This is a genomic window from Glutamicibacter sp. MNS18 (assembly GCF_026107515.2).
Classification (GTDB): Bacteria; Actinomycetota; Actinomycetes; order Actinomycetales; family Micrococcaceae; genus Glutamicibacter.
In genome coordinates this window covers 487,011-513,158 of sequence record NZ_JAPCHW010000001.1, presented here as the reverse complement: position 1 = coordinate 513,158, position 26,148 = coordinate 487,011, and the positions used below count along the sequence as shown (strand labels likewise).

21 protein-coding genes and 2 tRNA genes are annotated in these 26,148 nt (G+C 63.8%); 8 read left to right on the top strand and 15 right to left on the bottom strand.

Annotated features, from left to right (window positions below):
• Position 1: 1 nt before the first annotated feature.
• The 5 genes from OK351_RS02525 to OK351_RS02505 form a co-directional block, all read right to left on the bottom strand.
• Positions 2 to 1,090: an ABC transporter permease gene (locus OK351_RS02525; protein WP_265155755.1), complete on the bottom strand. Its 1,089-nt coding sequence runs from the start codon at positions 1,088 to 1,090 to the stop codon at positions 2 to 4.
• A 140-nt stretch (positions 1,091 to 1,230) separates the two neighbouring features.
• Complete coding sequence (locus OK351_RS02520) at positions 1,231 to 2,862, bottom strand: ABC transporter substrate-binding protein (protein WP_265155754.1); 1,632 nt, start codon at positions 2,860 to 2,862, stop codon at positions 1,231 to 1,233.
• A gap of 296 nt (positions 2,863 to 3,158) precedes the next feature.
• Entirely contained in the window at positions 3,159 to 4,295 is a 1,137-nt protein-coding gene (gene mnmA / locus OK351_RS02515) for a tRNA 2-thiouridine(34) synthase MnmA (RefSeq protein ID WP_265155753.1), read from the bottom strand.
• Complete coding sequence (locus OK351_RS02510) at positions 4,292 to 5,527, bottom strand: cysteine desulfurase family protein (RefSeq protein ID WP_265155752.1); 1,236 nt, start codon at positions 5,525 to 5,527, stop codon at positions 4,292 to 4,294. Before OK351_RS02510 ends, mnmA begins: the two co-directional genes overlap by 4 nt.
• Positions 5,528 to 5,554: 27 nt before the next feature.
• Positions 5,555 to 6,361, bottom strand: coding sequence for a hypothetical protein (locus OK351_RS02505; protein WP_265155751.1), 807 nt, complete (start codon positions 6,359 to 6,361; stop codon positions 5,555 to 5,557).
• 110 nt (positions 6,362 to 6,471) lie between these two features.
• Between OK351_RS02505 and folP the strand changes: the two genes are divergently transcribed.
• Together folP and OK351_RS02495 are read left to right on the top strand one after the other, a co-directional pair.
• On the top strand, positions 6,472 to 7,401 hold the full coding sequence (gene folP / locus OK351_RS02500) for a dihydropteroate synthase (protein WP_265155750.1): 930 nt from the start codon (positions 6,472 to 6,474) through the stop codon (positions 7,399 to 7,401).
• A gap of 2 nt (positions 7,402 to 7,403) precedes the next feature.
• Positions 7,404 to 8,180, top strand: coding sequence for a dihydrofolate reductase family protein (locus OK351_RS02495; protein WP_265155749.1), 777 nt, complete (start codon positions 7,404 to 7,406; stop codon positions 8,178 to 8,180).
• On the opposite strand, the gene OK351_RS02490 is transcribed toward OK351_RS02495, so the two are convergent.
• Positions 8,116 to 9,036 carry a diacylglycerol/lipid kinase family protein gene (locus OK351_RS02490; protein WP_265155748.1) on the bottom strand — a complete coding sequence of 307 codons (921 nt, stop codon included), beginning with the start codon at positions 9,034 to 9,036 and terminating at the stop codon, positions 8,116 to 8,118. The two genes, OK351_RS02495 and OK351_RS02490, sit on opposite strands and share 65 nt — an antisense overlap.
• Before the next feature lie 123 nt (positions 9,037 to 9,159).
• On the opposite strand from OK351_RS02490, the gene OK351_RS02485 reads away from it, so the two are divergent.
• The 3 genes from OK351_RS02485 to OK351_RS02475 all read left to right on the top strand — a co-directional run bounded on the left by OK351_RS02485 (position 9,160) and on the right by OK351_RS02475 (position 11,286).
• The gene (locus OK351_RS02485) at positions 9,160 to 10,074 is read left to right on the top strand and encodes a J domain-containing protein (RefSeq protein WP_265155747.1); all 915 of its coding nucleotides are present in this window, start codon (positions 9,160 to 9,162) and stop codon (positions 10,072 to 10,074) included.
• 36 nt (positions 10,075 to 10,110) lie between these two features.
• On the top strand, positions 10,111 to 10,572 hold the full coding sequence (locus OK351_RS02480; protein ID WP_265155746.1) for a tRNA (cytidine(34)-2'-O)-methyltransferase: 462 nt from the start codon (positions 10,111 to 10,113) through the stop codon (positions 10,570 to 10,572).
• Positions 10,573 to 10,698: 126 nt separating this feature from the next.
• Positions 10,699 to 11,286 carry an anti-sigma factor gene (locus OK351_RS02475; protein WP_265155745.1) on the top strand — a complete coding sequence of 196 codons (588 nt, stop codon included), beginning with the start codon at positions 10,699 to 10,701 and terminating at the stop codon, positions 11,284 to 11,286.
• A gap of 129 nt (positions 11,287 to 11,415) precedes the next feature.
• Here the strand turns inward: OK351_RS02475 and OK351_RS02470 are convergent, their stop codons facing one another.
• The 4 genes from OK351_RS02470 to OK351_RS02455 all read right to left on the bottom strand — a co-directional run bounded on the left by OK351_RS02470 (position 11,416) and on the right by OK351_RS02455 (position 15,646).
• Positions 11,416 to 12,177: a PIG-L deacetylase family protein gene (locus tag OK351_RS02470; RefSeq protein WP_265155744.1), complete on the bottom strand. Its 762-nt coding sequence runs from the start codon at positions 12,175 to 12,177 to the stop codon at positions 11,416 to 11,418.
• Positions 12,174 to 13,112, bottom strand: coding sequence for an electron transfer flavoprotein subunit alpha/FixB family protein (locus OK351_RS02465; protein ID WP_265155743.1), 939 nt, complete (start codon positions 13,110 to 13,112; stop codon positions 12,174 to 12,176). The genes OK351_RS02470 and OK351_RS02465 overlap by 4 nt, the downstream gene beginning before the upstream one ends.
• A gap of 14 nt (positions 13,113 to 13,126) precedes the next feature.
• The gene (locus OK351_RS02460; protein WP_265155742.1) at positions 13,127 to 13,948 is read right to left on the bottom strand and encodes an electron transfer flavoprotein subunit beta/FixA family protein; all 822 of its coding nucleotides are present in this window, start codon (positions 13,946 to 13,948) and stop codon (positions 13,127 to 13,129) included.
• A gap of 174 nt (positions 13,949 to 14,122) precedes the next feature.
• Entirely contained in the window at positions 14,123 to 15,646 is a 1,524-nt protein-coding gene (locus OK351_RS02455; protein WP_265155741.1) for a S1C family serine protease, read from the bottom strand.
• 261 nt (positions 15,647 to 15,907) lie between these two features.
• On the opposite strand from OK351_RS02455, the gene OK351_RS02450 reads away from it, so the two are divergent.
• Complete coding sequence (locus tag OK351_RS02450; RefSeq protein WP_265155740.1) at positions 15,908 to 17,932, top strand: TPM domain-containing protein; 2,025 nt, start codon at positions 15,908 to 15,910, stop codon at positions 17,930 to 17,932.
• Between the two features lie 54 nt (positions 17,933 to 17,986).
• Positions 17,987 to 18,718 (top strand): PspA/IM30 family protein, encoded by a 732-nt coding sequence (locus OK351_RS02445; protein ID WP_265155739.1) that lies wholly within the window; start codon positions 17,987 to 17,989, stop codon positions 18,716 to 18,718.
• 115 nt (positions 18,719 to 18,833) lie between these two features.
• On the opposite strand, the gene OK351_RS02440 is transcribed toward OK351_RS02445, so the two are convergent.
• The 4 genes from OK351_RS02440 to OK351_RS02425 form a co-directional block, all read right to left on the bottom strand.
• Positions 18,834 to 18,907 (bottom strand) — tRNA-Met (locus OK351_RS02440).
• A 432-nt stretch (positions 18,908 to 19,339) separates the two neighbouring features.
• Positions 19,340 to 19,413 (bottom strand) — tRNA-Met (locus OK351_RS02435).
• A 69-nt stretch (positions 19,414 to 19,482) separates the two neighbouring features.
• The gene (locus OK351_RS02430; protein ID WP_371931363.1) at positions 19,483 to 22,386 is read right to left on the bottom strand and encodes a UPF0182 family membrane protein; all 2,904 of its coding nucleotides are present in this window, start codon (positions 22,384 to 22,386) and stop codon (positions 19,483 to 19,485) included.
• A gap of 229 nt (positions 22,387 to 22,615) precedes the next feature.
• A complete protein-coding gene (locus OK351_RS02425) occupies positions 22,616 to 23,626 on the bottom strand; it encodes a YlbL family protein (RefSeq protein WP_265155738.1) in 1,011 nt (336 codons plus the stop codon).
• A 267-nt stretch (positions 23,627 to 23,893) separates the two neighbouring features.
• Between OK351_RS02425 and OK351_RS02420 the strand changes: the two genes are divergently transcribed.
• Positions 23,894 to 25,306 (top strand): zinc-dependent metalloprotease, encoded by a 1,413-nt coding sequence (locus OK351_RS02420; RefSeq protein WP_265155737.1) that lies wholly within the window; start codon positions 23,894 to 23,896, stop codon positions 25,304 to 25,306.
• Between the two features lie 146 nt (positions 25,307 to 25,452).
• Here the strand turns inward: OK351_RS02420 and OK351_RS02415 are convergent, their stop codons facing one another.
• A complete protein-coding gene (locus OK351_RS02415) occupies positions 25,453 to 26,058 on the bottom strand; it encodes a M48 family metallopeptidase (RefSeq protein WP_265155736.1) in 606 nt (201 codons plus the stop codon).
• Positions 26,059 to 26,148: the final 90 nt, after the last annotated feature.

Here is a 26,148-nt window from a genome sequence, read left to right as displayed (position 1 = left end):
TCTAGAACCTGACTCTCGGATCGATCAGTGCGGCGACCACATCGACAATGAAGTTGGTGACCGCCACGATCACGGCCAACAGCACGACAATGCCCTGCACCGCCACGAAGTCGCGGGCGGTGAGGTACTCGGCCAGCTTGAATCCGAGTCCGGACCATTCGAAGGTGGTTTCGGTCAGCACGGCCCCACCCAGCAGCATGGCGATCTGCAGGCCCATCACGGTGATGATCGGGATCAATGCCGGACGGTAGGCGTGCTTGGTCAGCAGGCGGTATTCGCTGACGCCGCGGGAACGGCCGGCCTCGACGTATTCGCGGCCCAGCGTGCCGATCACATTGGTACGGACCAGGCGCAGGAAGACACCGCCGGTGAGCAGGCCCAGGGCCACGGCGGGCAGCACCGCATGGGCGGTCACATCCCAGAAGGCGGCCAGGTTGCCGCTGCGTAGCGCGTCCAGCCAGTAGATCCCCGAGGGACTGGCCAGGTTGTTCAGCGCCAGTTCGGTCTGCCACTGGGCCCGCCCGGAAATCGGCAGCCAGTCAAGCCACACACCGAAGATGAGTTTAAGCAGCAGGCCGGCGAAGAAGACCGGGGTGGCGTATCCCAGGATCGCGAAGATCCGCAGGGCGGCATCCGAGTAGCTGTCACGGAATCGGGCGGCGATCAGACCCAGCGGGATACCGATCAGCAGGGCGACCAGCACCGCGTTGATCGACAGTTCCAAGGTGGCGGCCCCGTAGGTCAGCAGTACCTCGGTCACCTCACGGTTGTCGGTCATGGTCCGGCCCAGGTCGCCACGCAGGATCTGGCCCAGGTATTCGAAGTACTGGATCAGCACCGGACGGTCGTAGCCGGCCTCGGCGATGCGTTCGGCCAGTTGGTTCGGGGTCAGCCGCCCGCCCAGGGCGGCGGTGATCGGATCCCCGGTCACCCGCATCAGGAAGAAGACGACGGTGATCAGGATGAAGATGGTGGGGAAGATCAGCAGGAAGCGGGTGATGAGGTAGCGGGCGAAGCCGCCGCCCAGCGCCTTGCGTTTCTTCTCCGGTGCACTGGGTGTGGGTTCTTCCACAGGCAGGGTTATGGACATTCAGGTTCCTTCGGACGGGTTTTCCGGCGCTGCTGCCATCAGGGAACGCTCCCTGACATGCCAAAGGGGCCCGCGGAGATACTGCCCGGTTCGGGCACCGCAGGCCCCCTTGGCGTCGCATACGCCGGTTGGGCCAGGGCTTACTTGCTCAGTACGCCAAGGCGGAACTTGAAGGAGGCATCCAGGGTCGAGTCCACGCCCTGGACATCGCTACCGGAGACCGCTACCTGGGCGCCCTGCAGCAGCGGCAGGGTCGACAGGTCATCGGCAACCATGTCCTGCAGCTGGCCGATCATTTCCGCACGCTTGGCCTCGTCGACTTCACCGCGCTGTTCGGCAATCAGCGAATCCACTGCATCGTTGTCATAGCCGTTGGACAGGAAGTTGTCCTTGGCGAAGAACGGTGACAAGAAGTTGTCGGCATCCGAGTAGTCCGGGAACCAACCCAGCTGGTAGGCCGGGTAATCGGTGACACGCTGCTGCTGGTAGGTGACCCACTCGGTGGACTTCAGGTCGACCTCGAACAGGCCCTCGGTTTCCAGTTGGGCCTTGACCATGGCGTACTCGTCACCCGAATTCGGTCCGTAGTGGTCCGGGTTGTACTGCAGCGCCAGCTTGACCGGGGTATCCACCCCGGCGTCCTCCAGCAGCTTCTTGGCGGCCTCGACATCGGGTCCGCCGTTCTGCCCGTACTTCTCCTTCAGCGGCTCGGTGGCTCCGGTGAAGCCCTGCGGAACGAACGAGTAGGCCGGGGTGTAGGTGTCCTTGTAGACCTCGGAGGCAATGGCCGCACGGTCCACCAGGTTCGCCGCCGCCTGGCGGACGGCCAGGGCCTTATCGGCATCCGCCTCGGCGGTGTCGGCACCGTATGGCATGGAATCGAAGTTGAACACGATGTAGCGCAGTTCGCCACCCGGGCCCTTATGCACGGTCAGGTTGTCCTGGCCTTCCAGGTCATCGATGTCCGTCGGTGTCAGCGAACGCCAGGCCACATCGATCATGCCCTGCTGCACTTCCAGCTTCATGTTGTTGGCATCGGCGTAGTACTTGATGGCGGCCTGGTCGTTGGCCGGGGCACCGAGGACTCCGTTGTACGCGTCGTTGGCGGCGAAGGAGACCAGGTTGTTCTTGTTGTACGAGTCGATGACGTACTGGCCGCCGAAGGCGTTGGCGGAGACGATTTCCTGGTCATCGAGCAGGGCGTCGGCCGGGAAGACCTCGTCATCGACGATCGGCCCGACCGGGGAGGAGAGCACCTGCGGGAAGGTCTGGTCGTTGGCGACCTTCAGGGTGAAGACCACGGTGGTGGCATCCGGAGCCTCGACGGACTCGAGGTTGCCCAGCAGGCTGCTGGGCCCGTTGGGATCGGAGATGGCCAGCTGGCGGTCGAAGCTGTGCTTCACGTCGGCCGAGTCCAGGTCGTTGCCGTTGGCCCACTTGGCGCCGGGCTTGAGCTTGACGGTGAATTCCGTGGGCGAGGTGAACTCCGCGCTTTCGGCCAGGTCCGGTAGCGGATCCGGGCTACCAGGTTCGTTGTTCATGAGGAACGGATAGATCTGGTTCATGACCATGAACGAGCCGTTGTCGTAGGATCCGGCAGGGTCCAGCGAGGTGACCTTGTCGGTGGTGCCCAGGGTGATCGCTGCCGGGGTCTCGGCGCCGCCCTCGTCAGCGTCGGTGGAGCCCGATGGGCCGGTGCAGGCGGAAAGTGCCAGGGCGCTGGCGGTCAACAGCACCGCTGCGCGCGAAAGACGGGTGAGTTTTGGCGTCATGTCTTTTTCCTTCTCATAGTGATCGCCGTGACACTAGGGGGTGATAAGCGCCACGCTCAGTCAACTATACGACAGATCTTTCACATCTCAAGATGTGGATACGCTTCCGTGGGCCGCAGTTGATCCGCGGCACCGGCTTTCCGGGGTTAACACTCAAGAGCGCTAGTCAATGAGGTGTTGCGGGATTGTGGACGCGGCGTTGGCGCTGCCGCGGGCCGGATTGGCGGCCAAGGTACCTGCGGGCAGCAGAAAACCCCCGCCGGGTACGACGGGGGTTTTCCCAGGTAATTGGAAAGCTAGCTGACCTTGGCCGGATCCCAGGCGGTGGAGCGGGCCGAATCGATGGTGGCCTGGCCAAGGACCCTGCTGCCCTGGTAGATGACCATGGTCTGGCCGGGGGCCACTCCGCGCATCGGTTCAAGCAACCGGGTCACCAGCACCGGGATTCCGTGCTCGGTGCGTTCCACATGGGCGACCGCCGCCACCGGATCCCCGTGGGCGCGGACCTGTACCATGCAGTCGAACCGGGCACCGGCCGCTACTTCGGTGATCGGCAGTCCGGCCCAGGAAACCCGGATGCCGCGCAGTTCGTCCACCGCCAGCAGCGCCTCGGGGCCGACGATGACCTTGTTGTCCTTGGGGCGGATCTCCAGCACGAAACGTGGCTTGCCATCGGCTGCCGGACGGCCCAGGCGCAGCCCCTTGCGCTGACCGACGGTAAAGGCCTGCGCCCCGGGATGTTCCCCGAGCTCGTTGCCGTCCTGGTCGACGATGACCCCGGGCTTCATCTCGATGCGTTCGGCCAGCCAGCCCCGGGTGTCCCCGTCCGGGATGAAACAGATGTCGTGGCTGTCCGGCTTGTTTGCCACCGTCAACCCGCGTTCGGCGGCCTCGGCACGCACCTGGGCCTTCGAGGGGGTCTCGGCCAGGGGGAACATGCAGTGTTCCAGCTGCTGGTGGGTCAGCACCCCCAGCACGTAGGACTGGTCCTTGGCCCAGTCCGCGGCGCGGTGCAGTTCCGGGTTGCCGTCCTGGTCGCGGATGACCTTGGCATAGTGTCCGGTGCAGACCGCATCAAAGCCCAGGGCCAGGGCCTTTTCCAGCAGGGCGGCGAACTTGATTTTCTCATTGCACCGCATGCAGGGGTTGGGGGTGCGTCCGGCCTCGTATTCGCTGATGAAGTCCTCGACCACATCCTCGGAAAACCGGTCGGAGAAATCCCAGACGTAGAACGGGATCCCCAGCTTGTCGCAGGCCCGCCAGGCATCCGAGGAGTCCTCGATGGTGCAACACCCGCGCGAACCGGTCCGCAGGGTTCCGGGCATCCGCGAGAGTGCCAGGTGGACCCCGACCACGTCGTGGCCCGCCTCGACGGCGCGGGCCGCGGCCACCGCCGAATCGACCCCGCCGGACATCGCTGCTAAGACCTTCATCGTGTAAATCCTGTTCCCGCAGTACGGATACTGCTTTCGTCGGCCGCCATGCCGGCCTTCTTGGCCCGGGCATAGGCTTCGGGCAGTGCTTCCAATAGTTTGTCAACGTCCGCGTCGCTGGTGCTATGCCCGAATGTGAAGCGTTGCACACTGCGCGCGGTCCGGGCATCACGTCCCATGGCCAGCAGCACATGCGAAGGCTGCGGCACCCCGGCGGTGCAGGCCGAACCGGTGGACGAGTGGATACCGAGCATGTCCAGCACGAACAACAGCGAATCGCCTTCGCATCCGGGGAAGGTGTAGTGCAGGTTGCCCGGCAGCCGCTTTCCGGTGCCGCCGGGATCCGCCGGCCCATTGAGCACAGCTTCGGGGATCAGCTCGGCGATCGCGGCCACGGCACGATCACGTAACGCACCCAGCCGGGAGGATTCGGCCTCGCGGTGCCCTGACGCTTCCTGCGCCGCGATACCGAAGCCGGCGGCCAACGCGGCATTCAGGGTGCCCGAACGCAACTTGCGTTCATGCCCGCCGCCGTGTTGCACGGGGGTCAGCACGATGTCACGGCGCACCAGCAGCGCACCGATTCCCACCGGCCCGCCGATCTTGTGCGCGCTGATGGCCATCGTGGCCGCCTGGCTGGTGGCGAAATCCGTGGGTACCGAGGTGAAGGCCTGGACCGCATCGGTATGCAGCGGGATGCCGTAGCCGGCGGCGTATTCGGCGAGCGCCGGGACCGGCTGCACGCTGCCTACCTCGTTGTTCGCCCACATCAGGGTGACCAGCGCGATCCGTTCGGCGTGCTCGTCGATCAGGGCCATGGCGCTGTGCAGGTCCAGCACCCCGTCGGCATCCACCGGCATCCAGCACAGTTCGGCACCCTCGTGGGCCTGGAGCCATTCGGCGGTGTCCAGCACCGCATGGTGCTCCATGCCGCTGAGCAGGATCAGCCGTGTCTGGGGGTTCGCGGCCCGGCGATTCCAGTACAACCCCTTCAGGGCCAGGTTGTCCGATTCGGTGCCGCCGGAGGTGAAGACCACTTCACTGGGGTGTGCTCCGGCCGCCCGGGCGATCTGCCCGCGTGCATCATCAACCACACGGTTGGCCTGGCGCCCGGCTCCGTGCAGGGAGGAGGGGTTGCCGGTCCGTGTCATCTGCTCGCTCAGCACCGCCAACGCGGCACGGTTGATATCCGTGGTGGCGGCATGATCGAGGTATACGGGCGTGTTGTTCATCCCTTCAATGGTACGAGCATCCCCGGGCTACATTGAATGGCCGATTCGTGTGAGTTCGCTGACCTCGATGGCTTCCAGCTGCGCGGCTGCGGTAATCGCCTGGATCAGCGACCGGCTACCACCGACAATGGTGGAGTCGTCATAGGGTTCGGTGGACAGCATCCACGACCGGTCCCGGGCAAACACCAGGCCTGGTCGCTGGCGCTGTTCGCCGGCGGCGGTCACCGCCCACAGCGGGCTGGCCAGTTGTTCGCGGTCCACCGCGAACAGGTGGTAGTTGCGGTATCCCCCGCCCAGGTCGAGGGTGGGGCTGTTCCGGATCTCCTCGGGCAGTCCCGGCTGCTGGGCCCGGGCCAGCTCGCGTGCGCGGGCCTGCTCGTTGTCTTCGGCGCTGGCCTGCGGGTCCGTTTCGAAATCGATCTGGATCCGCTCCCCGCCCTCGATGAAGGCGTATCCGGCCCACAGCCCGGCCACCAGCCCTCCGGTGCCGAGGTGCTCGACCAGGATCCGGGCCAGTACCCGCCATTGGTCGATGGGCAACTCGTAGGCCGGCACGTCCCCGTCCACCCAGGCGTCATCGCTGAGCGGGTCCCCGTGCTCGTCGAGCCCGGACACATCCTCGAACAGGTCTGCGCCCTCCAACCGGTGGTTCCTGGTGGCGGCAATCGCCGCCCAGCGAACCGGGGCGCCGTCCTCGTCCATGGCCGGGTGCAGGATCCGCACATAGGCTTCGTACCCTGCAGGGACTTGTGCGGCGATGGTACCGGGTGCCGCGCAGGCACGGGATTCGATGATCCATTCTCCAGCGGACGCCGGGAGATGATTGTTCTGCATGTCTCCAGCCTACTGATCCCGCGCACCGAATCCCTGACCGAAGCCGGTTTCAGTGATAGGAATTAAGGAACATGCCGTCCACCGCACCCCGGAGTAAGGATCCATTGCCGATGTTCCTGCCTGATCTGAAGTACCCGCTACACAGCTTTTCGGGGCGTCGCATCGATTTTTCGCAGCGGGTCGCGGTGATGGCGGTGGTGAATCGCACCCCGGACTCGTTCTACGATGCCGGGTCGACCTTCGGACTTGACGAGGCGGTGGCAGCCAGCCTGCGGGCCGTGGAGGCCGGGGCCGATTGGGTGGACATCGGCGGGGTCCCCTTCTCCCCCGGTCCGGCGTTGTCCTGGCGTGAGGAAGCCGAACGCGTGGTCCCGGTGATCGCCCGGGTGCGCGAGCGCAGCGACGCGATCATATCCGTGGATACCTTCCTGCCCGAGGTCGCGCAGGCGGCCATCGACGCGGGGGCGGATGTCATCAACGACACCACCGGTCTCTCACAGCCCGGGATGGCCCAGGTGGTGGCCGCTGCCGGGGTGCATGTGGTGCTGACCCATTCGTTGGCCCGACCGCGCACCGCCTATCCGCGGCCACACTACGACGACGTGGTGGGGCAGGTGCGCGACTATCTCGCGGCCAAGGTCCAGCGTGCCCTGGATGCCGGGATCGAGGGTTCGAAGATCATCATCGACCCGGGCCACGACCTGAACAAGAATACCCGCCACACCCTGGATGTGACCGGGAACTTCAGCCCTATCGCCGCCCTGGGCTACCCGGCGCTGGCGGCCGTGTCGAACAAGGACTTCATCGGAGAGACCCTGGATCTGCCCAAACAGGAGCGGATGGTCGGTTCGATGGTGGCCGCAACCATGTGCATCATGGGCGGGGCGCGGATCATCAGGATGCACAATATTCCCGAGGCGGTGCAGACTGTCCGGTTGATCGAGGCCGCCGCAGGGTGGCGTGAACCGGTCTACCAGGTGCACAACATGTCGGATGTGAACCCGCCGGCGCATCCACAACCGGCAAGGGATAGGAGCTGACAATGCGGTCGTTGTTTCCACGGCACCAGCACGGGCTGGATGACCAGGACATCCTGGAGCGCTACGCTGCCACACCACACCCCTTTGTCCGGTTCAACTTCGTCTCCAGCCTTGATGGCAGTGCCCAGGTCAATGGGCTGTCCGCCGGGCTGGGTTCCCCGGCAGATGCCCGGGTTTTCGCGTTGCTGCGGCGGCTGGCCTCGGTGATCCTGGTGGGGGCCGGTACTGTCCGGGCCGAAGGCTATGACGGTGGGCTACTGGATGAGCAGTCCCAGCACTGGCGGGTGGCCAGGGGGATGGATGCCCATCCGGTGCTGGCGATCATCAGCCGCGGGCTGAATATCGAACCCGACGCACCGGTACTGACCCGTAGCCCCGCACCGGTGCTGCTATTCACCGCTGCCGAGGTCAACCAGCACACCAGCAGCAGGTATCCGCGGAACGTCGAGCTGATCCAGCTGGAGGATCACGGTCACTGGTGCAATGCAGCGCAGATCGTCCGGGAATTGCAGGACCGCGGGCTGGGCCTTATCCATGCCGAGGGCGGACCGCATATTCTCGGGCAGTTCATCGCCCAGGACATGGTCGACTCGCTGTGCGTGAGTCTCAGCCCGCTGCTGGTGGCCGGCCCCGGCTCACGGATCTCGCGCACCGTCGAGGAAGTCAGCGTGCGCCTGGAACTGCATTCGGTGCTCGAGGAGGATGGAATGCTGCTTACCGAGTACCGCCGGCACGCTGATCCATCAGGCTCAACGCCCCCGGACGCACCGTCAGTGTGAAGTCGCCGGTACCCAGCGGTTCGCCATCCCCGTAGCTGGTGCCGGTGAACCGCACCGTGGCCGAGGTGAGCACCGCCGTGCTCCGGTAGGGGTGCCCGGCTCCCCGCAGGATCCGCGGCAGGTAGGGCAGCACCCGGTACAGCGGGGTGTCGCGCACCAGCATCAGGTTTGCGGCACCGTCGTCATCGCGCGCCTGCGGAAACAGGGGGATCCCGCCGCCCAGCGAACGGATATTGGCGATGCTGCCGAGCAGCACCTTGCCCGAGAACCGGAAATCCACGGCCTCGATTCCCAGCTGCCTGCCACGTATCCGGGGCAGGCAGAGCAGCAGCGCCAGGGCGTAGCGGGACACCGGCAGCCAGCGCGGCAAGGCGTTGGCCCGGGCATTGACCAGCGCCTCGAAACCGCAGGAAACCGCGCCCAGGACATACCTGGTCTCGTCCGGTTGCCCCGCGTAGACCAGCTCCAGCAGGTCGCAGCTCCTGATCCTGCCGCGCCCGGCCAGGAAGGCGGCGATCCCGTCCAGGCTGTGGCGCACCGTGCGGGCACCACCCATCCGCCAGGCGTCGTTGCCGCTACCGGCCGGGATGATCCCCATGGGGATGCCCATATCCACCAGGGCGGGCAGCACCGAGTGGATCAGCCCGTCGCCGCCAACCACCACCACCGCATCGCTGGAGCGCAACGTGCTGTGCAGCTCCGCGGCCGGCACCCGCGAGGTATCCAGCATCCGGATCTCATGGGTTCCAGCCTCCAGCCGGACCTGCAGTTCAACGGCGCGCGCCACGGCCTTGCCGCGCCCGGACCCCGGGTGGAAGACGATCGATACACGGTGGAAACCGCTGTGCTGCCGCATACCGACCAAGCCTACCGAGCAGCGGCGGGCAACGGGAAAACGGTACCGGGCGATTATGCTTGATTTCGATACCCCGATTTCATCGACCGTGAGCGGTTCCGTCGAGAGGACATCTGCCGAGCAATGAGTTCGCCGAGCCCCTATGCAATCCTTGGCATTGCACGAACAGCTTCCTTGGCCGAGATCAAGGTGGCCTACCGCAGGGCGGCCCGCGAGTCGCACCCCGATCTGGGTGGATCGGCTGAACGGTTCAAGCAGGTGCAGCAGGCCTACCAGTTGCTATCCAACGAGCGGGCACGCACCGATTACGACCGCTCCTTCCAGGGCTCCGGACCGGCCCCCGATGCCCGTACCGCGGCCCATGGCGCACCCACCCGGTCCTACGACGAACGGGTCAAGCCCAGCGGCACCCCGCCCAAGAACCAGCTGCCGGTGCAGTACGTCCCCGCGTTGCAGGATCCGGGTTTCAGCGGATTGTCGGCGAAACTATCCAAGACGCAGGTGCACGGCCAGCCGCGCAAGCGGGGCCTGTTCACCTCGCGCTCCCGGCTGGCCCGCGAGGAAGCCACGATCTCCCTGCTGCAGCGTAATGTGTTGCCGGTCTTGCCCGCCGCCCGGTTGGTCAACGGGTTGCATGCCCCCGGCGGGGGCCATTTCGACCACGTGCTCATCGCCGGGTACCGGATGGCCGTGATCGGCACCATGATGCTACCCGAGGGCTACTACATGTTTGACGGGCAGGTGCTGCGCCACGGGAACAAGATGACCCAGCCGCCGACGCTGCAGGTCGCGGGGCTGCAGCGGGCCTTCATGCAGATGAATGTGGTGCCCTACACACTGGTGCTGACCGGACGGGACAACCCCCACGAACCGGTAATCGAATACGGCCGCAAGGGTGCCCCGGCCTTGGCGGGGTCTCCGAATGTGCTCAATGCGGCCGGTCTGGTCCGCGAGCTCAAGCTCTTCCTGGGCTCGGGGCCGCAACCGAACCTGGTGGATCGTGATGTCCTGGCCAGGCTGATCGCGGGCATGTACTGAACGAATCGGAAGCGGAAGGGCACTACACTGGTTTGAGTGTTCCGCATTCTTTTTAACGCACCTGAGATTCCGGGTAATACCGGCAACGCCATCCGCCTGGCAGCCGTAACAGGCACCGAACTGCACCTGGTCAAGCCGTTGGGCTTTGATTTCGAGGACGCGAAATTACGTCGTGCCGGCCTGGACTACCACGACCTGGCCGTGGTGACCGTCCACGAGGACCTGGACGCCGCGTTCCGGGCCTTGGGCGAAGGACGGGTTTTCGCCTATTCCAGCGAGGGCAGCACCGTCTACACGGAGATCGCCTACCAGCCCGGGGACATCCTGATGTTCGGCAAGGAATCCGTGGGGCTCTCGGCCGCTGACAAGGCCCACCCGCGGGTCACCGACCTGGTGCGCTTGCCGATGTTGCAGGGACGCCGCTCCATGAACCTGGCCAACTGCGCCTCCGTCGTGGTGTTCGAGGCCTGGCGGCAGCACGGTTTCGCGCACGCCTAGGACATTCAGCTCCGACACTTCCCAGTCACAGGTTGATGCCAACTTTGTGCAGTAGGCTCGATAGGGTGCACCGGGACACGGAGGCACCTGACCCAACCGACAAAACCCTCGGGAGACTTCAAGACCATGAACGGTAGCTCCGATCAGCGCCGCAACGATTCACACGACGATGACCTCGGTCTGGGGATTGTCGATGAGGTAGCCAGCACATCGCGTTCCACCCGCCCGGCCAAGTCGCGCGGCTGGATTTTCGGTGTGCTCGGATTGGCCATCGTGATCGTGCTGGCCCTGGTGATTTTCTCACTGAGGTCCTCCAGCCCAACCAATGACACCTCGGCCCTGGATGCCGGGGATGGGATATCCAACACCCTGACGCTGCGCAGCGGCGGTATCGCCACGGTGACCACCTCGGAATCCGCCGATGCCTTGGCTGTGGAACTAGCCGAACTACCCGCCTTGGACGAGAGCGAACAGTTCGTCGTCTGGGCCGTGGATTCCGAGGGCAATGTAACGGTGCTGCTCACCAGTTCCGGCGGTGACGAGACCGGCGGCGTCAGTCCGGCCGCAGACATGGAATCGATCCACATCAGCGTTGAAACGGACCCGATCCCGGACTCCCCCACCGGACAGACCGAGGCGTCGGTGGACTTGCCGCTGGATCCCCAGGCGCCGCAAGAGGACACCCCGGCCGAGGACGAACCGGCCGACGGCTAGGAGTATTCCCGCCGCAAACACCAAGGAGGTCCGGGTCCCCGCCATGGCGGGGACCCGGACCTCCTTGGTTGCGATGGTTACCGGCATCCGGGGTTCAGTCCCCCTTGACCTCGAACCGTGTGCGGGTCGTTAGAATCCGGCGATCGTGTCATCGGCATTGACCGGCACGGCGTGGAAGGCCTCGGCATGGTGCGCCTCGGATAGTCCGCCGCGCACGGCGTTCTGCCGGCACTGCTGCTCGACAAACCTTTCCATCGCCGCCACGTCGGGATGCTGCGTGAAATGCGCCCGCAGGGCCTCCATTTTCCGGGGAAAGTAACCGGTGATATCCACGAACGCGTTTTCGCGTTCCTTTGGCGCCCCGTAGAGCCATAACCAGGGCACCTTGTAGGCCTCCAGGCCTTCCTCGGAGAGCAGCTCGGGATAGCTGAACGGGTTCTCCACGGCCGGATAGATGGCCCTGGTAACCGCCTCGCCGCAGGCCAGGTGGTCGGGGTGGGAACGCTGCAGCCGGTCCCACGCCCGTTCGGGATGCATCGCCAGCACGATCTGCGGCCGCATCTGCCGAATCAGCCGGACCACCTGTCGCATCACTCGGTGGGAAGGCTCCAGGAAGCCATCCCGCTCCCCCAGGAAATGCACGGTGTTGACCCCGACCCGGGCAGCGGCTTCACGCTGTTCGAGGTGACGCAACCGGGCCGTTTCGTCGGGGTCGCGGTCATCGAACCCGCCAGCGTCCCCGTCGGTCATGATGCAGTACTGCACCTCTACCCCGGCACTGGTCAGGGCGGCTACGGTACCGGCCGCCCCGAAATCCAGGTCATCCGGGTGCGCGGCGAAGGCCAGTACCCTGGCCGTGCTGCCGGAGATAAACGGTTGGGTGTCGATCATGATTGGCGTCGGCGGATTTCCTCGGCGGCCTGCGGCAGGATCTGCTTCAGGTCCCCGATGATCCCGAAATCGGCGATCTCGAAGATCGGCGCGTCCTCGTCCTTGTTCACCGCCACAATGTACTTGCTGGTCTGCATCCCGGCCTTTTGCTGGATCGCCCCGGAAATCCCGGCGGAGATGTACAGCTGCGGGGACACGGTCGTTCCGGTCTGGCCCACCTGGAAATCGTGGTCGATCCAACCCGCGTCGGTGGCCGCACGTGAGGCGCCCACGGCGGCGCCCAAGGCGTCGGCCAGGTCCTCAACCGGGGAGAAGTCCCCGTCCACGCCACGGCCGCCGGAGACCACGATCCGCGCTTCGCCCAACGACGGGCGCCCGGAAGCGGGTTTCTCCTCACGGCCCACCACCTGGAGCCGTGAGGCGTAGGCTGCCACTTCCAGGGGTTCGACGACTGCGGCGGATTCGCCTCCGGCCGGTGCGTCCTCGACGCTATTGGGCTTGACCGTCACCAGCACCAGGTCCGCCACGGGGTTCACGCGTGCGGTGTAGGCGCCGGCCAGTTCGTCCTTCGTCACGGTCCGATCGGCGGACACATCGATGGCATCGGTGATGATCCCGACTTCCCGACGGGCAGCCACGCGGGCGGCCACTTCCCGGTGGAAGCTGTCATTGGCCAGCAACACGATCTGCGGGTTCACGGTCTGGACGGCGGCATCCAGCACGCCCACCTCATGGTCCTGGAAACCGTCACCGGCCGGTGCCTGAAGGATCCGGCCGATGCCGTAGCTGCCCACGATGCCGGTCGCTTCCTCGGAGATGTCGCCGGTCAATGCCACGGTCGCGGAGTCGAAACGCGCAGCCAACGTCAGCAGCTCACGTTGGGCCTTGGACGGAGCCTGGGTGAGTTCGGTGAAAAAGAGTAGTGCGGAAGTCATGTTCGGCTCAGTCCTTAGATCAGCTTCTGTTCGGCCAGGTAGTTCACCAGCGCGATGCCGGCCTGCCCGTTATCGGTGATGACGGTTCCGGCGGTGCGCGCCGGGCGGGCCTCGGCAGAGACCACTTCGGTTCCCGAGCCCGCAGCGCCGACCGCCGAGGCATCCAAACCGAGATCAGCCGCAGTGACCTCTTCGGTCTTCTTCTTTTTAGCTGCCATGATGCCGCGGAAGTTCGGGTAGCGGGGCTCATTGGCCTGATCGGTCACCGAGAGCACGGCCGGGAAGCTGGCGCTGAGCTTCAGCGACTCGGATCCATGGTCGCGGGAAATCGTCAGGGCGGAGGCGGCCGAGTCGAATTCCACCCTTGAGGCATTGGTCAAGGCCGCGAATTCCAGGCGTTCGGCCAGCTGGGCCGGAACCACCGCGGTTTCGGCATCCGTCGAGGCCATGCCGGTGACCACCAGATCGACGTTGCCGGCGTACTTGACCAAGGCGGCCAGGGCGCGGGAGGTGGCGGTGGCGTCGGAGCCGGCCAGCGTTTCATCATTGAGGTGCAGGCCGCTGGTCGCACCCATCTGCAACGCCTTCTTGATGGATCCTACGGCTTTGGGGCCACCCATGGTTGCCGCGATCACCTGGTTTCCGGCCTTGGGGCCGCCGCGTTCCTCGGCGATCGCAAGGGCCGCTTCCACGGCGTATTCATCCAGTTCCGACAAGATCGATTCACTGCGGTCCATGCGCAGGGTGCTCTGATCGATATGACGGTCAAACTGAGCATCGGGTACATGTTTAACCAGCACCAGAATCGTCAGTGGTGTGCTACTCGCGTCGCTCATTCTCGCCTTTCATACAAAGTGTCTTCACTGTCGCAGACGACCGTAGAAGGATCTCTTCAACCCTCATCGTATCGGTGGGCACCGATAACAAGGGGTTTCTACACCATAATAAGCAAACGGCACGTGCTGGAATTGGTTGCACGTACCGTTTGCCTCTTTACCTTTTATTAACTTTTATTCCAATGTCCCGACCGTAACATCCACGGTGTGCGACTGCTCCTCGCGCAGATAGGTGATCTGCGCCTGTCCACCGGCAGCCACCTCGCGGATGGCCGCGGTCAGGGTTTGGGAATCGAGAATCGGTCGGCCATTGACCCCGGTGATCACGTCTCCGGCAACGAATCCGGCCTTTTCCGCGGCTGACCCTGGATTGACTTCGACAATCCGGGCCCCGGTGCTGAAGCCGGTGGATTGGTTTGCCCCGCTGGTCGCGGCAAACGCCTGGACGGTGGCTCCCAGCAGCCCATGGCTGGCCTTGCCATTGGAAATCAACTCGTTGGCGATCCGTTTCGCGTAATCGATGGGGATGGCGAAACCCACGCCGATGGAGCCCGAATCCTCATCCCCCGACGAGGCGATGGCCACATTCACCCCGATGATCTCCCCGGCGGCATTGACCAGTGCGCCCCCGGAATTGCCATGGTTGATGGCCGCATCGGTCTGGATGACGTTGATGTAGATCGATTCGGCATTGGACTGGCCCTGCGGCATGCCCGGGAACTCGAACTGGAAGTCGCTGCCGCCCCCATTGCCTTCGGCCTGTTGCTCAGGGACGGCGGAGGAAGCAACGGAGATCGTCCGGTTGAGTGTCGAGATGATGCCGTCGGTCACCGTGCCGCTGAGCCCCAACGGCGCCCCGATGGCCACGGCGGTATCCCCCACGTTCAGGTTACCGGACTCGCCAAGTGTCGCCGGGAGCAGGTTCTCCGCCTCCACCTTGATCACGGCCAAGTCAGAGAGCGGATCGGTACCCACCAAGGTAGCCGAGTAGACCTTGCCGTCGTTCAAACGCACGTTCAGGACCGGATCACCGGTGGCACCGCCGAGGGTCACCACATGGGTATTGGTCAGGATATGCCCCTCGGCATCCAGGATGATCCCCGATCCCGAGCCTGCCGACCCGTTGCCGGAGGCCTCGATGGTCACCACGCTGGGTGCCGCCTTCGCCGCTGCGGCGGTTGCGGTGGTCACCGATTCCGGATTATTGATGACCACCCCTTCCCGGGGTGACTGCACCTGCGCCGTGCCACTTCCGGTGGGGGTCATCAGGTAGGTGGTACCAGCCGCGGTGACACCGCCGATCAGCGCCGCGGCCACCATGCCCGCGATCAGCGTGGACCCGGCATACCGTTTGCGAGCCGGGCGTTCCGGCGGCAGCGGTGCCTGGTGCTGCGGATAGGGACTGGCTCCGTAGGGGTTGGGGCCGGATGCGTCGGCTGGTGACGGTTGCCCCTGGTACTGTCCCGCAGCGCTCGGGTACCGTGCGGTGCTCTGATCATCACCGGGTTGCTGTGATCCCGTGTCGGCAGCGGAATGCTGCGGTATCGGACGAGTGGGTTCTCCGGTGCTGCCGAGCGGAGTCACCGCCGGATGCTGCGGCCCGGCGACCGGCCTCTGCCCGTGGTCGGCCCGGTCAGGGTGCCGCGGATCGGTGTTGCCGCTGTTGTTCTCATTCGGTTCGCTAGGTGGCTGGCTCATCGTCGTTTCCTTCGTCCTGTAAGTCTCTTGAGATCGATTATCGCGGCTCGATCTGTGGTCTTAAGCGGCAGTAACTGAGTAGCCCCTGTGAGTTGCCATCCATGCCACGAAAATTGTCAAGACTTTCTGCCCATACCCTCAATGGAATCACGAAATTTCATCCGTCTTCAGGAATTTGTCAATCTGTCACGGGTATTGTGTAGCTAACATCTATGCACCAGAAAGCTAAGGACGAAAATGCCGTTCACCGCACGGAGACTGTTGGCAGCAACGATCACGGCCGTGTTGCTGCTGTTCTCGGTGGCACTACCCAGCCATGCCGAACCCCCGGTGGAGATTCCGGCCGGAACCTTCGTCGTGGATAATGCCGGCGTCCTGGATGACGCGGTTGACGATCTTGAGCAGCAGCTCTCGCACCTGCGTTCCGAAACGGGAACCAGTCTCTTCATCGTCTACGTCGAGAACTTCGATGACCCCGATCAGCCGGCCGAATGGGCCGAGGCGGTGGCGGAACAGAAGAACATGGGCAGCCGCGACGCAATCTTCGCAGTGGCCACCGAGCAACGCCAAGCCATTTTCATGGCTTCGCAAGGCAGCGAGCTGGAAGGTTACCAGCAGCAGATCTACACCGGCTTCATCGCCCCTGCGCTTAATGACCTGGACTGGCTCGGCGCTGCGGAAGGGGCGATCGAAGGCATCACCGGGGCCTCTGGCAACGTGGCGGAAACCGGTTCCTCCACCGCAGGCGGGGGAATCTCGGTCTTCCCCATCCTGTTGATACTCGGCGCGGGTGCGGTTCTGCTTTATGTCGTGCTGGCCGGACGCAGCAAGAAGAAGCAGCGCCGTTCCAGTGCACCGCCTACCGAGCAGCTGGTCCCACTGGACCAGCTACGCAAGCAGGCAGATCACCTGCTGGTCGCCGCCGACGATTCGATCCGCTCCTCGGAACAGGAACTGGGGTTCGCCGAAGCCCAGTACGGTGCCGACGCGATCAAGACCTTCAACGAGGATCTGGCCGCCGCCAAGGTGCACCTGAGCGAGTCGTTCCGCCTGCAACAACAACTCGATGACCACATCCCCGATACCGAGCAGGATCAACGCGCCTGGCTGGGCGAGATCATCAATCGGTGTGGTGAGGTCAACAACACCCTGCAGGCCCACGCCGACGAGTTCCGTGAATTGCGCCAGCTGGAGGCCAACGCCGAGACCCGGATCGAGGAATTGGACGAGGTACTGGAGCGGCTGAACCAGAACCTGTCACAAAGTATGGCCCAGATCGAGGAGTTATCCTCCCGCTACGACCCGGCGGCCACGTCCCAGGTCCTCGACAACGTTTCGCAGGCTTCCGAACGCATCAGCTTTGCACGCTCGGCCCTGGTCGAGGCGCGAACCGCGGTGGCCTCCAACGATCGTTCGCAGGCCGCAGTGCTAGTCCACGGAGCCGAGGATGCGCAGGACCAGGCCGAAGGCCTGCTGGCCGCCATCGGCCGCTCAGCCCAGTCGCTGTCCCAGGCAGAGCAGGACCTGCGGGAGGCGATCCAGGATGCCACGGCGGAATTGACCCAAGCCAAGGCCATGCTGGATGGTGCTAACCGGCATCAACTGGCCGGTCCGGTGGCAGCCCTGGAAACCGCCTTGACGCGGGTCCAGGACGCATTGGCGAAGGACAAACCCAACCCGTTGCAGCTGATCTCCAACCTGGGCGAGGCCAGCGAACCGCTCTCTGCACAGCTGGACAGCCTGCGCGACCAGGCCGAGCAGGATCGGCATGCCCGTTCCCAGCTGCAGGCGGTGTTGCGCACGGCCCAGTCCCGCATCAGCGGCACCGAGGACTACATCCGGGCCCGACGTGGAGGAGTCCGTTCCTCGGCACGCACCCGGCTGGCTGAAGCCCAACGCTGCTACGACGATGCGGTGTCGCAGTCGAACAACCAACCCGCGGCCGCACTGGCCACCGCCCAACGGGCCGTCCGCCTGGCCGAACAGGCCGCGCGCATGGCCGAGAGCGACGTCGACAACTTCGGCGGGGGCGGAGGCTTCGGAGGCGGCAGGCAGCGTGGACCCTTCGACGGGGTGGGCGGTGCCGTGCTGGGCGGGATCCTGATTGACTCGATTCTGCGCGGAGGCCGGTCAGGCGGTGGAAGCCAAGGTGGTGGCTTCGGCGGCTTCGGCGGCTTCGGCGGCGGAAGCAGTGGCGGAGGCTTCGGCGGGGGTGGTTTCGGCGGCGGCTTCGGTGGTGGAGGTGGCGGATTCCGGGGCGGAGGAGGCGCCGGAGGCAGCTTCTAGGCCAGACGGTTTTCAATCCAGACGTTTAATCAACAATCGATAGAAAGGTCCACAATGACCAAGCAGTCCATTTTCGGTCGCATTGCCCAACTAGCCAAGGCAAATATCAATGCACTGGTCGACGCGGCGGAAGATCCGCAGAAGATGATGGATCAGATGATCCGTGATTACACCAACAACATCGCCGAGGCCGAGCAGGCCGTGGCCCAAACCATCGGCAACCTGCGCATGCTCGAAGATGACTACCGCGAGGACGAGCAGGCCTCGTCCGAATGGGGCAACAAGGCGCTGGCCGCGTCGAACAAGGCGGAGGAATTCCGCGCTGCCGGCGAAAGCGCGAATGCCGCAAAGTTCGACAACCTTGCCAAGGTCGCCATCCAGCGCCAGATGCAGGCAGAAAGCGAGATGAAGAGCGCCGAGCCGACCATCAACTCGCAGCGCGAGATCGTGGAGAAGCTGAAGACCGGCCTGGACCAGATGAAGCTCAAGCGCACCCAGTTGGTGTCCAAGCGTGACGAGCTAACCGCCCGCGCCAAGGCCGCTGCGGCCCAGAACCAGATGCACGAGGCCGTCAAGGCCGTCAACATCATGGACGCCACCAGCGAGATCGGCCGCTTCGAGGAAAAGGTGCGCCGTGAGGAGGCACGGGTGCGCGGTGCCGCCGAGCTGGCTTCCTCCAGCCTGGATGCCCAATTCGAACAGCTGGAAGACCTCGGCGAGCAGACCGAGATCGAGGCCCGGCTGGCCGCGTTGAAGGCCAAGCAGTCCGGCATCCTGGAGTCCTAGTTCCGTATACCCGCTTTTTGGCCGTTCTCCCGTTCCCGGGAGGACGGCCTTTGGCTTCTGCGGGTGAAATCCGGGCAAAAAAGAAGAGGCCCTTTCGGACCTCTTCTCGCCATCGTGGCGGGGGAAGGATTTGAACCTTCGACCTCCGGGTTATGAGCCCGGCGAGCTACCGAACTGCTCCACCCCGCGTCGGTAAATACAACATTACCAATCCGTGAACCCGATGACCAATCGGGGGTCGGTGACCTTCCTCACCAGGCGGTTGCGCACCGGGTGTTTTTCGAAACCCAGGACGTCACGAAACCCGTGAAGCGAAGTCGAGCATCCCGGATCCACCAAAGAGCTGGACTGTGGCCAACGTGCGGCCGAGGCGGAAAGCGGACACCATCGGGCCCGGCTTCCGCTTCGCACGGACGGTTACGGGACGCTGGTGCCGTTCGTGGCCGCTCCGGGAACCAAGCACCGCGGCCAGCACCCGGACTGCCCCGTTCCCGCACCCAGCCTGCCACGCCGGTCACACTAGTGCGCCATGGGATCGGGCACCGGCCCCGGGGCAGCCCGACTCTGGTGTGGGCGCGCAAAAAAGGTGGAAACTTTCGTTTCCACCTTTTTTGTTCTATGTGGCGGGGGAAGGATTTGAACCTTCGACCTCCGGGTTATGAGCCCGGCGAGCTACCGAACTGCTCCACCCCGCGATGACTAGACTAGTCTTCATCATCGCGAAGTGAAAAGCAAATCAAGGGCATCCCCCAGCCCCTCGGGGATTACTCCCCTTCGGGCACTTCACCTTCCAGCTGGACTTCCTCGTCACCGTCTTCGGTGATGGTTCCATCTGCTTCGAGCGCACGGTTCAGTGCATCCTGCAGCTTCTGCTGCGCCTGGCCATAGGCTGCGAAGTTCCCGTCAGCCAAGGCTTCCTGGCCTTCGCGGATTGCCGCGTTGGCGTCCGCCAAGGCCTGGGTGAGCTTCTCGTCATTGGTCTGCGTCTGCGGAGTCTCACCTTCCTCGCCTTCGACGATGTCGCCTCCGTCGGAACCATCACCTTCCTGGGTCACGGCTCCGGAGTCGCCTTCGAAGACTTCATCCAAGGCTTCACCCAGGGTGTCTGCGAAGCCCACGGACTCGCCGAAGGCCACTAGTACCTTGCGCAGTGTCGGGTAGCTGGTCTGGCCGGAAGACTGGACATACACCGGCTGGACGTACAGCACACCGCCACCCACTGGGAGCGAGAGCAGGTTACCGCCACGCACTTCCGAGGCACCCTGACGCAGCAGGTTCAGCGTGGTTGTCACCCGCGAGGTGGTATCGAAGTTCTGCTGTGCCTGGCCCGGCCCCGGTACCGCGGTATCACGCGGTAGTTCGAGCAACCGCAGCTTGCCGTAGTCCTCATGGCGTTCGCCATCGGTAGTGCCGGCATCGGCGTTGGCCGAAAGGAAGCCGAACAGCACGTTGCGCTGCTGCCCGGTGCGGGAAGCGGCCGGGATAAAGGTCGAGGTCAGCGAGAATGTCGCATCGTCCTGGGTCGGCATCTTCAACGACATGTAGTACGGAGGCTGCTTGATCTCCCCGGTCGCGGTCGGATCGTTCGGCACCTGCCAGGCGTCGTTCGCCTCGTAGAAGTCGTCCGGGTCTTCCACGTGGTAGGTCGTCAGGACCTCACGCTGGACCTTGAACATGTCCTCCGGGTAACGCACGTGGGCCATCAGCTCGCCGGACATCTCCGACATCGGCTTCACGCTGGTCGGGAAGACATTCTGCCAGGCCTTGAGCATCGGTTCCTGGTCGTCCCAGGCATAGAGCTCGACCTTGCCGTCGTAGGCGTCCACTGTTGCCTTGACGGAGTTGCGGATGTAGTTGATCCGGCCCGACAGCCGATCAAATTCCGAGGCGTTGGTCAGCGAGTCGGTCACTGCCGATTCCAGCTGCTGCTGCTGCGAATACGGGAACGCGTTCGAGGTGGTGTAACCGTCCAGGATCCACTTAACTCGCCCGTCCACGATGGCCGGGTAGGCGTTGGAGTCCAGGGTCAGGTACGGCGCGACCTTGCTCACGCGTTCACGCGGGGTGCGATCGTAGAGGATCTGCGATTCGGCGTTGACCGCATCCGACAGCAACAGGTCGGTCGAGGCGAACTTCAGCGAGTAGACCAGCCGGTTGAAGAAGTTGCCCACATTCGGTCCGCCGGAACCGGTGAACGTGTAACGGACATCGTCGCTTTCCGATCCGCTGCTCGGCCGGTCGACTTCACGGGGGGTCCAGCCTTCCGGCCCTCCGACCACCGAGTACTCCGGTGAACGCTCACCGAAGTAGATCCTCGGCTCATAGGTTTCGTCGCTGGCCAGGGTCCCGCCGGTGGGGATACCGCCGAGCATGAAGTCCGGGCGGCCGCTGGAATCGACGCGGTTACCATAGGCTGCCACCAGACCGTAGCCATGGGTGTAGGTCACGTGCTGGTTGACCCACGAACCGTTGGGATCAACAGTGACCTCGCGGGCCGCAATCACGGTGTCCTCGACGTTGCCGTCGATATCGTAGCGGTCCACGTTCAGGTTGGTCGGGAAGGCGTAGTAGCTACGGAACTGCTGCAACTGCGCGAACGCAGCGGATACCAGGTTCGGATCCAGCAGGCGGATGTTGTTGGTCGTGGCCGCTTCGGCGGCCAGGGCACCGGATTCCGCCGTGACCTTGGCATCATATGGGGTCACTTCCACATCATCGAGCCCGTAGGCCAATCTGGTCATCTCGAGGTTTCGTTCGAGATATTGCCGTTCAAGGGTCACTTCGGACGGCTTGACCTGGTACTCCTGGACCAGGAACGGATAGATGCCACCGGCCACGATCATGGTGACCACTAGCATGGCGGTACCGATCATGGGCAGTCGCCAGCGGCCGGTAAAGGCGGCGATGATGAAGGTGACCGCGATCAACACGGCGACGATCGCCAGGATCATCCGGGCAGGGATGACCGCATGGACATCCTTGTACAAGGCGCCGGCGGCACGCCCGGACTGGTCGGTGAGGGTCTCGTACTGGCCGATCCAGTAGTTCACGCCCTGCAGGATCAGGAACAACGCAACCATGATCGCCGCGTGGACGCGGGCGGACTTGCCAATGGTCACCCCGCCGCGTTCCTCGATGCGGATTCCGCCGTACAGGTAATGGGTCAGCAGACCCGCCACTCCGCCCAGCAGCACCACGGAGATCAGGAAACCGTTGATCAGGGAGATGAACGGCAGGGAGAACATGAAGAAGGAGATGTCCAGGTTGAACTGTGGATCCGTTGACCCGAAGGACTCCTGGTTCAGGAACAGCAACACCGTCTGCCATTGTCCTGCCACGGCAATGCCGGAGAAGACGCCGATCACGGCTGGGATACCGATCATCAGGAAGCGACGGATCGGTTCCAGCTGCGCCTGGTACTTGCTCATCATGTCCGGGCGGTTGGATGTCGGCGCGTACACCGGGCGGTGCTTGTAGGCGGTGCGCATGGACAGCCACATCGGCACGGCCATCAGCACGGCGGCGATGACGAAGATGACGGCCTTGGCTACCTTCTCGGTCCAGTAGACCTCGGAGTATCCCAGCTGGTTAAACCAGAGGATGTCTGCATAGAAGTTCGAAAAGAAGACGAATAATGCGACGAGAATACCGACCGCAAAGATCGTCAACGTCAGCGGCGAGGTCTTCTTGTTAGGTGGTCTCGACGGTCTTTGGGGCTCGTCGGATCCCCGTGGGGGTCCTCCGAATGGACTATCCGGTCCGATTGACACTATTTCTTCCTCACACTCAAGGTCTCGGTGAGCAAATTCGTGCCGAGACGCGTGTTCATTACTTATATTGGTATCTGTCGCGTGTGGGTTTCAGCTGTGAAACGGCACACGTTTGGGTTACGTTCGCTTAGCACGACGGCAATTCCTGCGGATCGGTGCCGTCCGCGATGCTGGTCAATGCCTCGCGGGCCTCTCCGAGCGTCGCCACCTTCACGACGTTCAATCCCAGTGGCACCCGGCCCTGCACATCGGGGCAGTTATCCGCCGGGGCCAGGAATACCTCGGCGCCGGCACGCTTGGCGGCGGCCATCTTCTGGGCGATTCCGCCGATCGGTTCGACCTGCCCGTCATCGGTGATGGCCCCGGTTCCGGCGACGTGCGTGTCACCCGCCAGCGACCCTTCGGTCATCTTGTCGATAATCGCCAGCGCGAACATCATGCCCGCGCTGGGACCGCCAATGTCCTGCACACCGAAGTCGATCTGGTGCTCAAAGACGTAAGTGGAACTGAGGTAGATTCCCATCTGCTGGGTTCCGTCCTCCGCAGGGGTTGTGCGGACGACTTCGTCCACGGTCTGTTCTCCCCGGCGCACCGTCAAGGTGGACGCAGCCGTTCCCTTGTCGTTGAGCTCTTCCTTGAGTTGGGACAGGTTCTTGACCGGGGTCTGGTTGATCGCCAGCAGCAGGTCGTCCTCCTGCAGGGCTCCGCTGTTGGTCTCGGTACCGAACCCGGCGACCCGAAGTTCGGTGGTGAAGGGGATGTTCATTTCGTTGAAGGCTGCAGCCACCGACAGTTCTTGCGACGAAGCCATCAAGGTGTCGTTTTGCTGGCTCAGGTCATCGCTGCTCACCCCGCGCGGCAGCACGGTTTCCTCGGCCACCACGTCCTTGGTCGAATTGACCAGCGCTTCGAGGATCACCGGAACGGTCACCCGGTTCTGCCCGCCGCCTTGGACATAGACAGTGGTCATATCGAGCTGGCTGTCACTGGGGTAGCTGTCCATGCCCACAATCGAGACCAATTCCTGACCGTCAATTTCACCCATGGTGTTAACGGTCGGCCCGGGGGATTCGACGACGAAGTTGGTTGGCATGAAGGAAATCACCGCGGCCAACAGCAACGCTATGGTTCCGGCCACGGAACCACCGGATTTCCTGCGACCGTGCGTTCTGGATCCCTGCATTTGGGCATGCTCAGCACCTTGCAGTGGTTCCGTCTCGTGCACGTAATCGCTCCCGCCGCGAAAATGTTAAGGCTCTGGGCCTTCTAAATGCGAAGGCGCACTACTAGCCTACTGAATAAGCCTGTGGAAGTTCATACGCACTACGGGGTATCTTGGTGTGCCGAAAGCGAACTGTGGTGCCAGGCCATGCCATCTCTCAGCTCGACCGGGTATTTTTATTACATGGCACAGAACCCTCCGAATAACCGACCCCATGGCTCAGACGACGAGAACGACCCGCAGGATCCCCTTGCCGCGATGTTTGGACAACTTTTTGGTGGAGGGTTCGACCCCAACAACCTGCCACCGCAATTGCGTGCGGCGTTGGGCGACCAGGCGAACGATCCTGCGGCCATGCAGCAGATGATGCAGCAGGCGCAGAGCTTCATGTCCGCGATGATGCAGGGAAACCCCTCCGGTGGGGCAGTGAACTGGAAGCTGGCTTCCGATACCGCCCTGCAGGCCTATGCCGGCGATGACCCGGGAATCAGTGAATCCCGTGCCGGCGCAATCAATGATGCCTCGCATCTGGCAGGCATGTGGTTGGATAATGCCACAGTCTTCGAGGGCACCGGTTTGCCCCTGGAAGTCTGGACCCGACGCAAATGGTTCGACCAGACCCTGGCGACCTGGAAGCAGTTGACCGAACCCATTGCCGAATCGGTCACCAAGGCCATCACCTCCTCGCTCAGTGAGCAGATGCCCGAGGAGATGAAGGGCATGCTGGGCAATTCGGATGCGATCTTCCGCAACCTGGGGGGCAGCATGTTCGGCGCTCAATTGGGAACGGCCCTGGGCACCCTGGCCAAGGACGTTCTCGGTGGCACCGATATCGGGTTGCCGTTGGCGGGCACGACCCCGGGGCTGGTCTCCACCAATGTCACGGCATTCGGCGACGGATTGGAAATCCCCGAGCAGGAGATCCTGCTCTATGTGGTGTTGCGCGAAGCCGCCCATATCCGGTTGTTCCACCGGGTTCCCTGGCTGTCGACCAAGCTCATCGGCGCCGTGGAAAGTTACGCCCGGGCCATACATATCGACATGTCACGCATCGAGGAAGCCGTGCGCGGTGTTGATCCGTCGAATCCCGAGTCGCTGCAACAGATGCTCGGCGAGGGGTTGTTCACCCCGCAACGTACCGAGGTGCAGGAACGTGCCCTGAAAAACCTGGAGCTCACCCTGGCCTTGATTGAAGGCTGGGTGGACCATGTGGTGGCCTTGGCCGCCAAGAACCTTCCGTTTTCCGAACACCTGCGTGAGACCTTCCGCCGACGCCGCGCCTCGGGTGGCCCGGCCGAGAACACCTTCGCCTCGCTGGTTGGCCTGGAATTGCGTCCACGCAAATTGCGTGAGGCCACCGCCTTGTGGGAGCACCTGTTCAATGAGCGCGGTCTTCAGGGGCGCGACGCTGTCTGGGATCACCCGGATCTGATGCCCACGGCAGATGACCTGGACGACCCTGCCAGCTTCACCAGCCGCCGTGAAACCGCGGCCTCGGAGTATGAGGACTTCGATGCGGCGTTGGGCAAACTGCTTGATGGTGGTTTTGATACTCCCGCGGATCCACAAGAAGACGATCCGCAGGACAAGCCTTAACGGGCTTCCACCCATTTCCCGGACGATACCCGCATAAGGTCCGTCGGCATGCTACAGGATGCTGACGGACCTTGTACGTTGGATCTGACGGGTTCCCCAAGGGATCGGGTATCGGGCCCGGGGGCGCACTGTACTGGGCCTCAGTCTCAGTCGACGTCGTCGAAGCCGTCGATGTCATCCTGGGGCTGGCCAGACTCCCGGGCATAGGCCCGGTATCCGGTGCTGAAAGCCTTCAGGTAGATGTCGGCCTCCGCCCTGCGTTCGAACCGATCGAGCAATGCCTGGAACCGTGGCCCATGGCCGTCGGCCGGCTCAACCAAGTGGCACAGCTCATGGACGAGCACATAGTCCTGGACCCACTGCGGCATGTACTGCAGCCTGTTGGACAAACGGATCGTGCGTTCGTACAGGGTAGCCGATCCCCATCGCTTGTCCTGGTTGCTGACCCAGCGCACCGATACCGGCCGGGCCAGTCCCCCGGTATAGCGCCGATCCAGCTGGTAGGCGCGTTGCTGCAGCATGTCGTCGCTATTGGCCAGGTTCGCGTTGACCTTGCGCTGTCGATACTTCTTGAGCATTTCCTCGACAAAGGTCCGTTCGGCCGACTCGCTGAGTGCGGCCGGCACCGACACGACGAAACGTTCATTCTTCCACTGCGAGGAAATGGTCTTGGTGCGCCGGGTCGATCGCACGATCCGCACAGGGATATTGTCCTCGGCATAGAAATCCACCGTTTTGGGATGAGCCGGCATAACAATCCTCCGATCCGAAAAAATCTTGTTGACCCGCCAGCTGGCTGGTGTCTCACAGCCTAGGACTTCCAGCCGGGTTGGTGGCCGCCA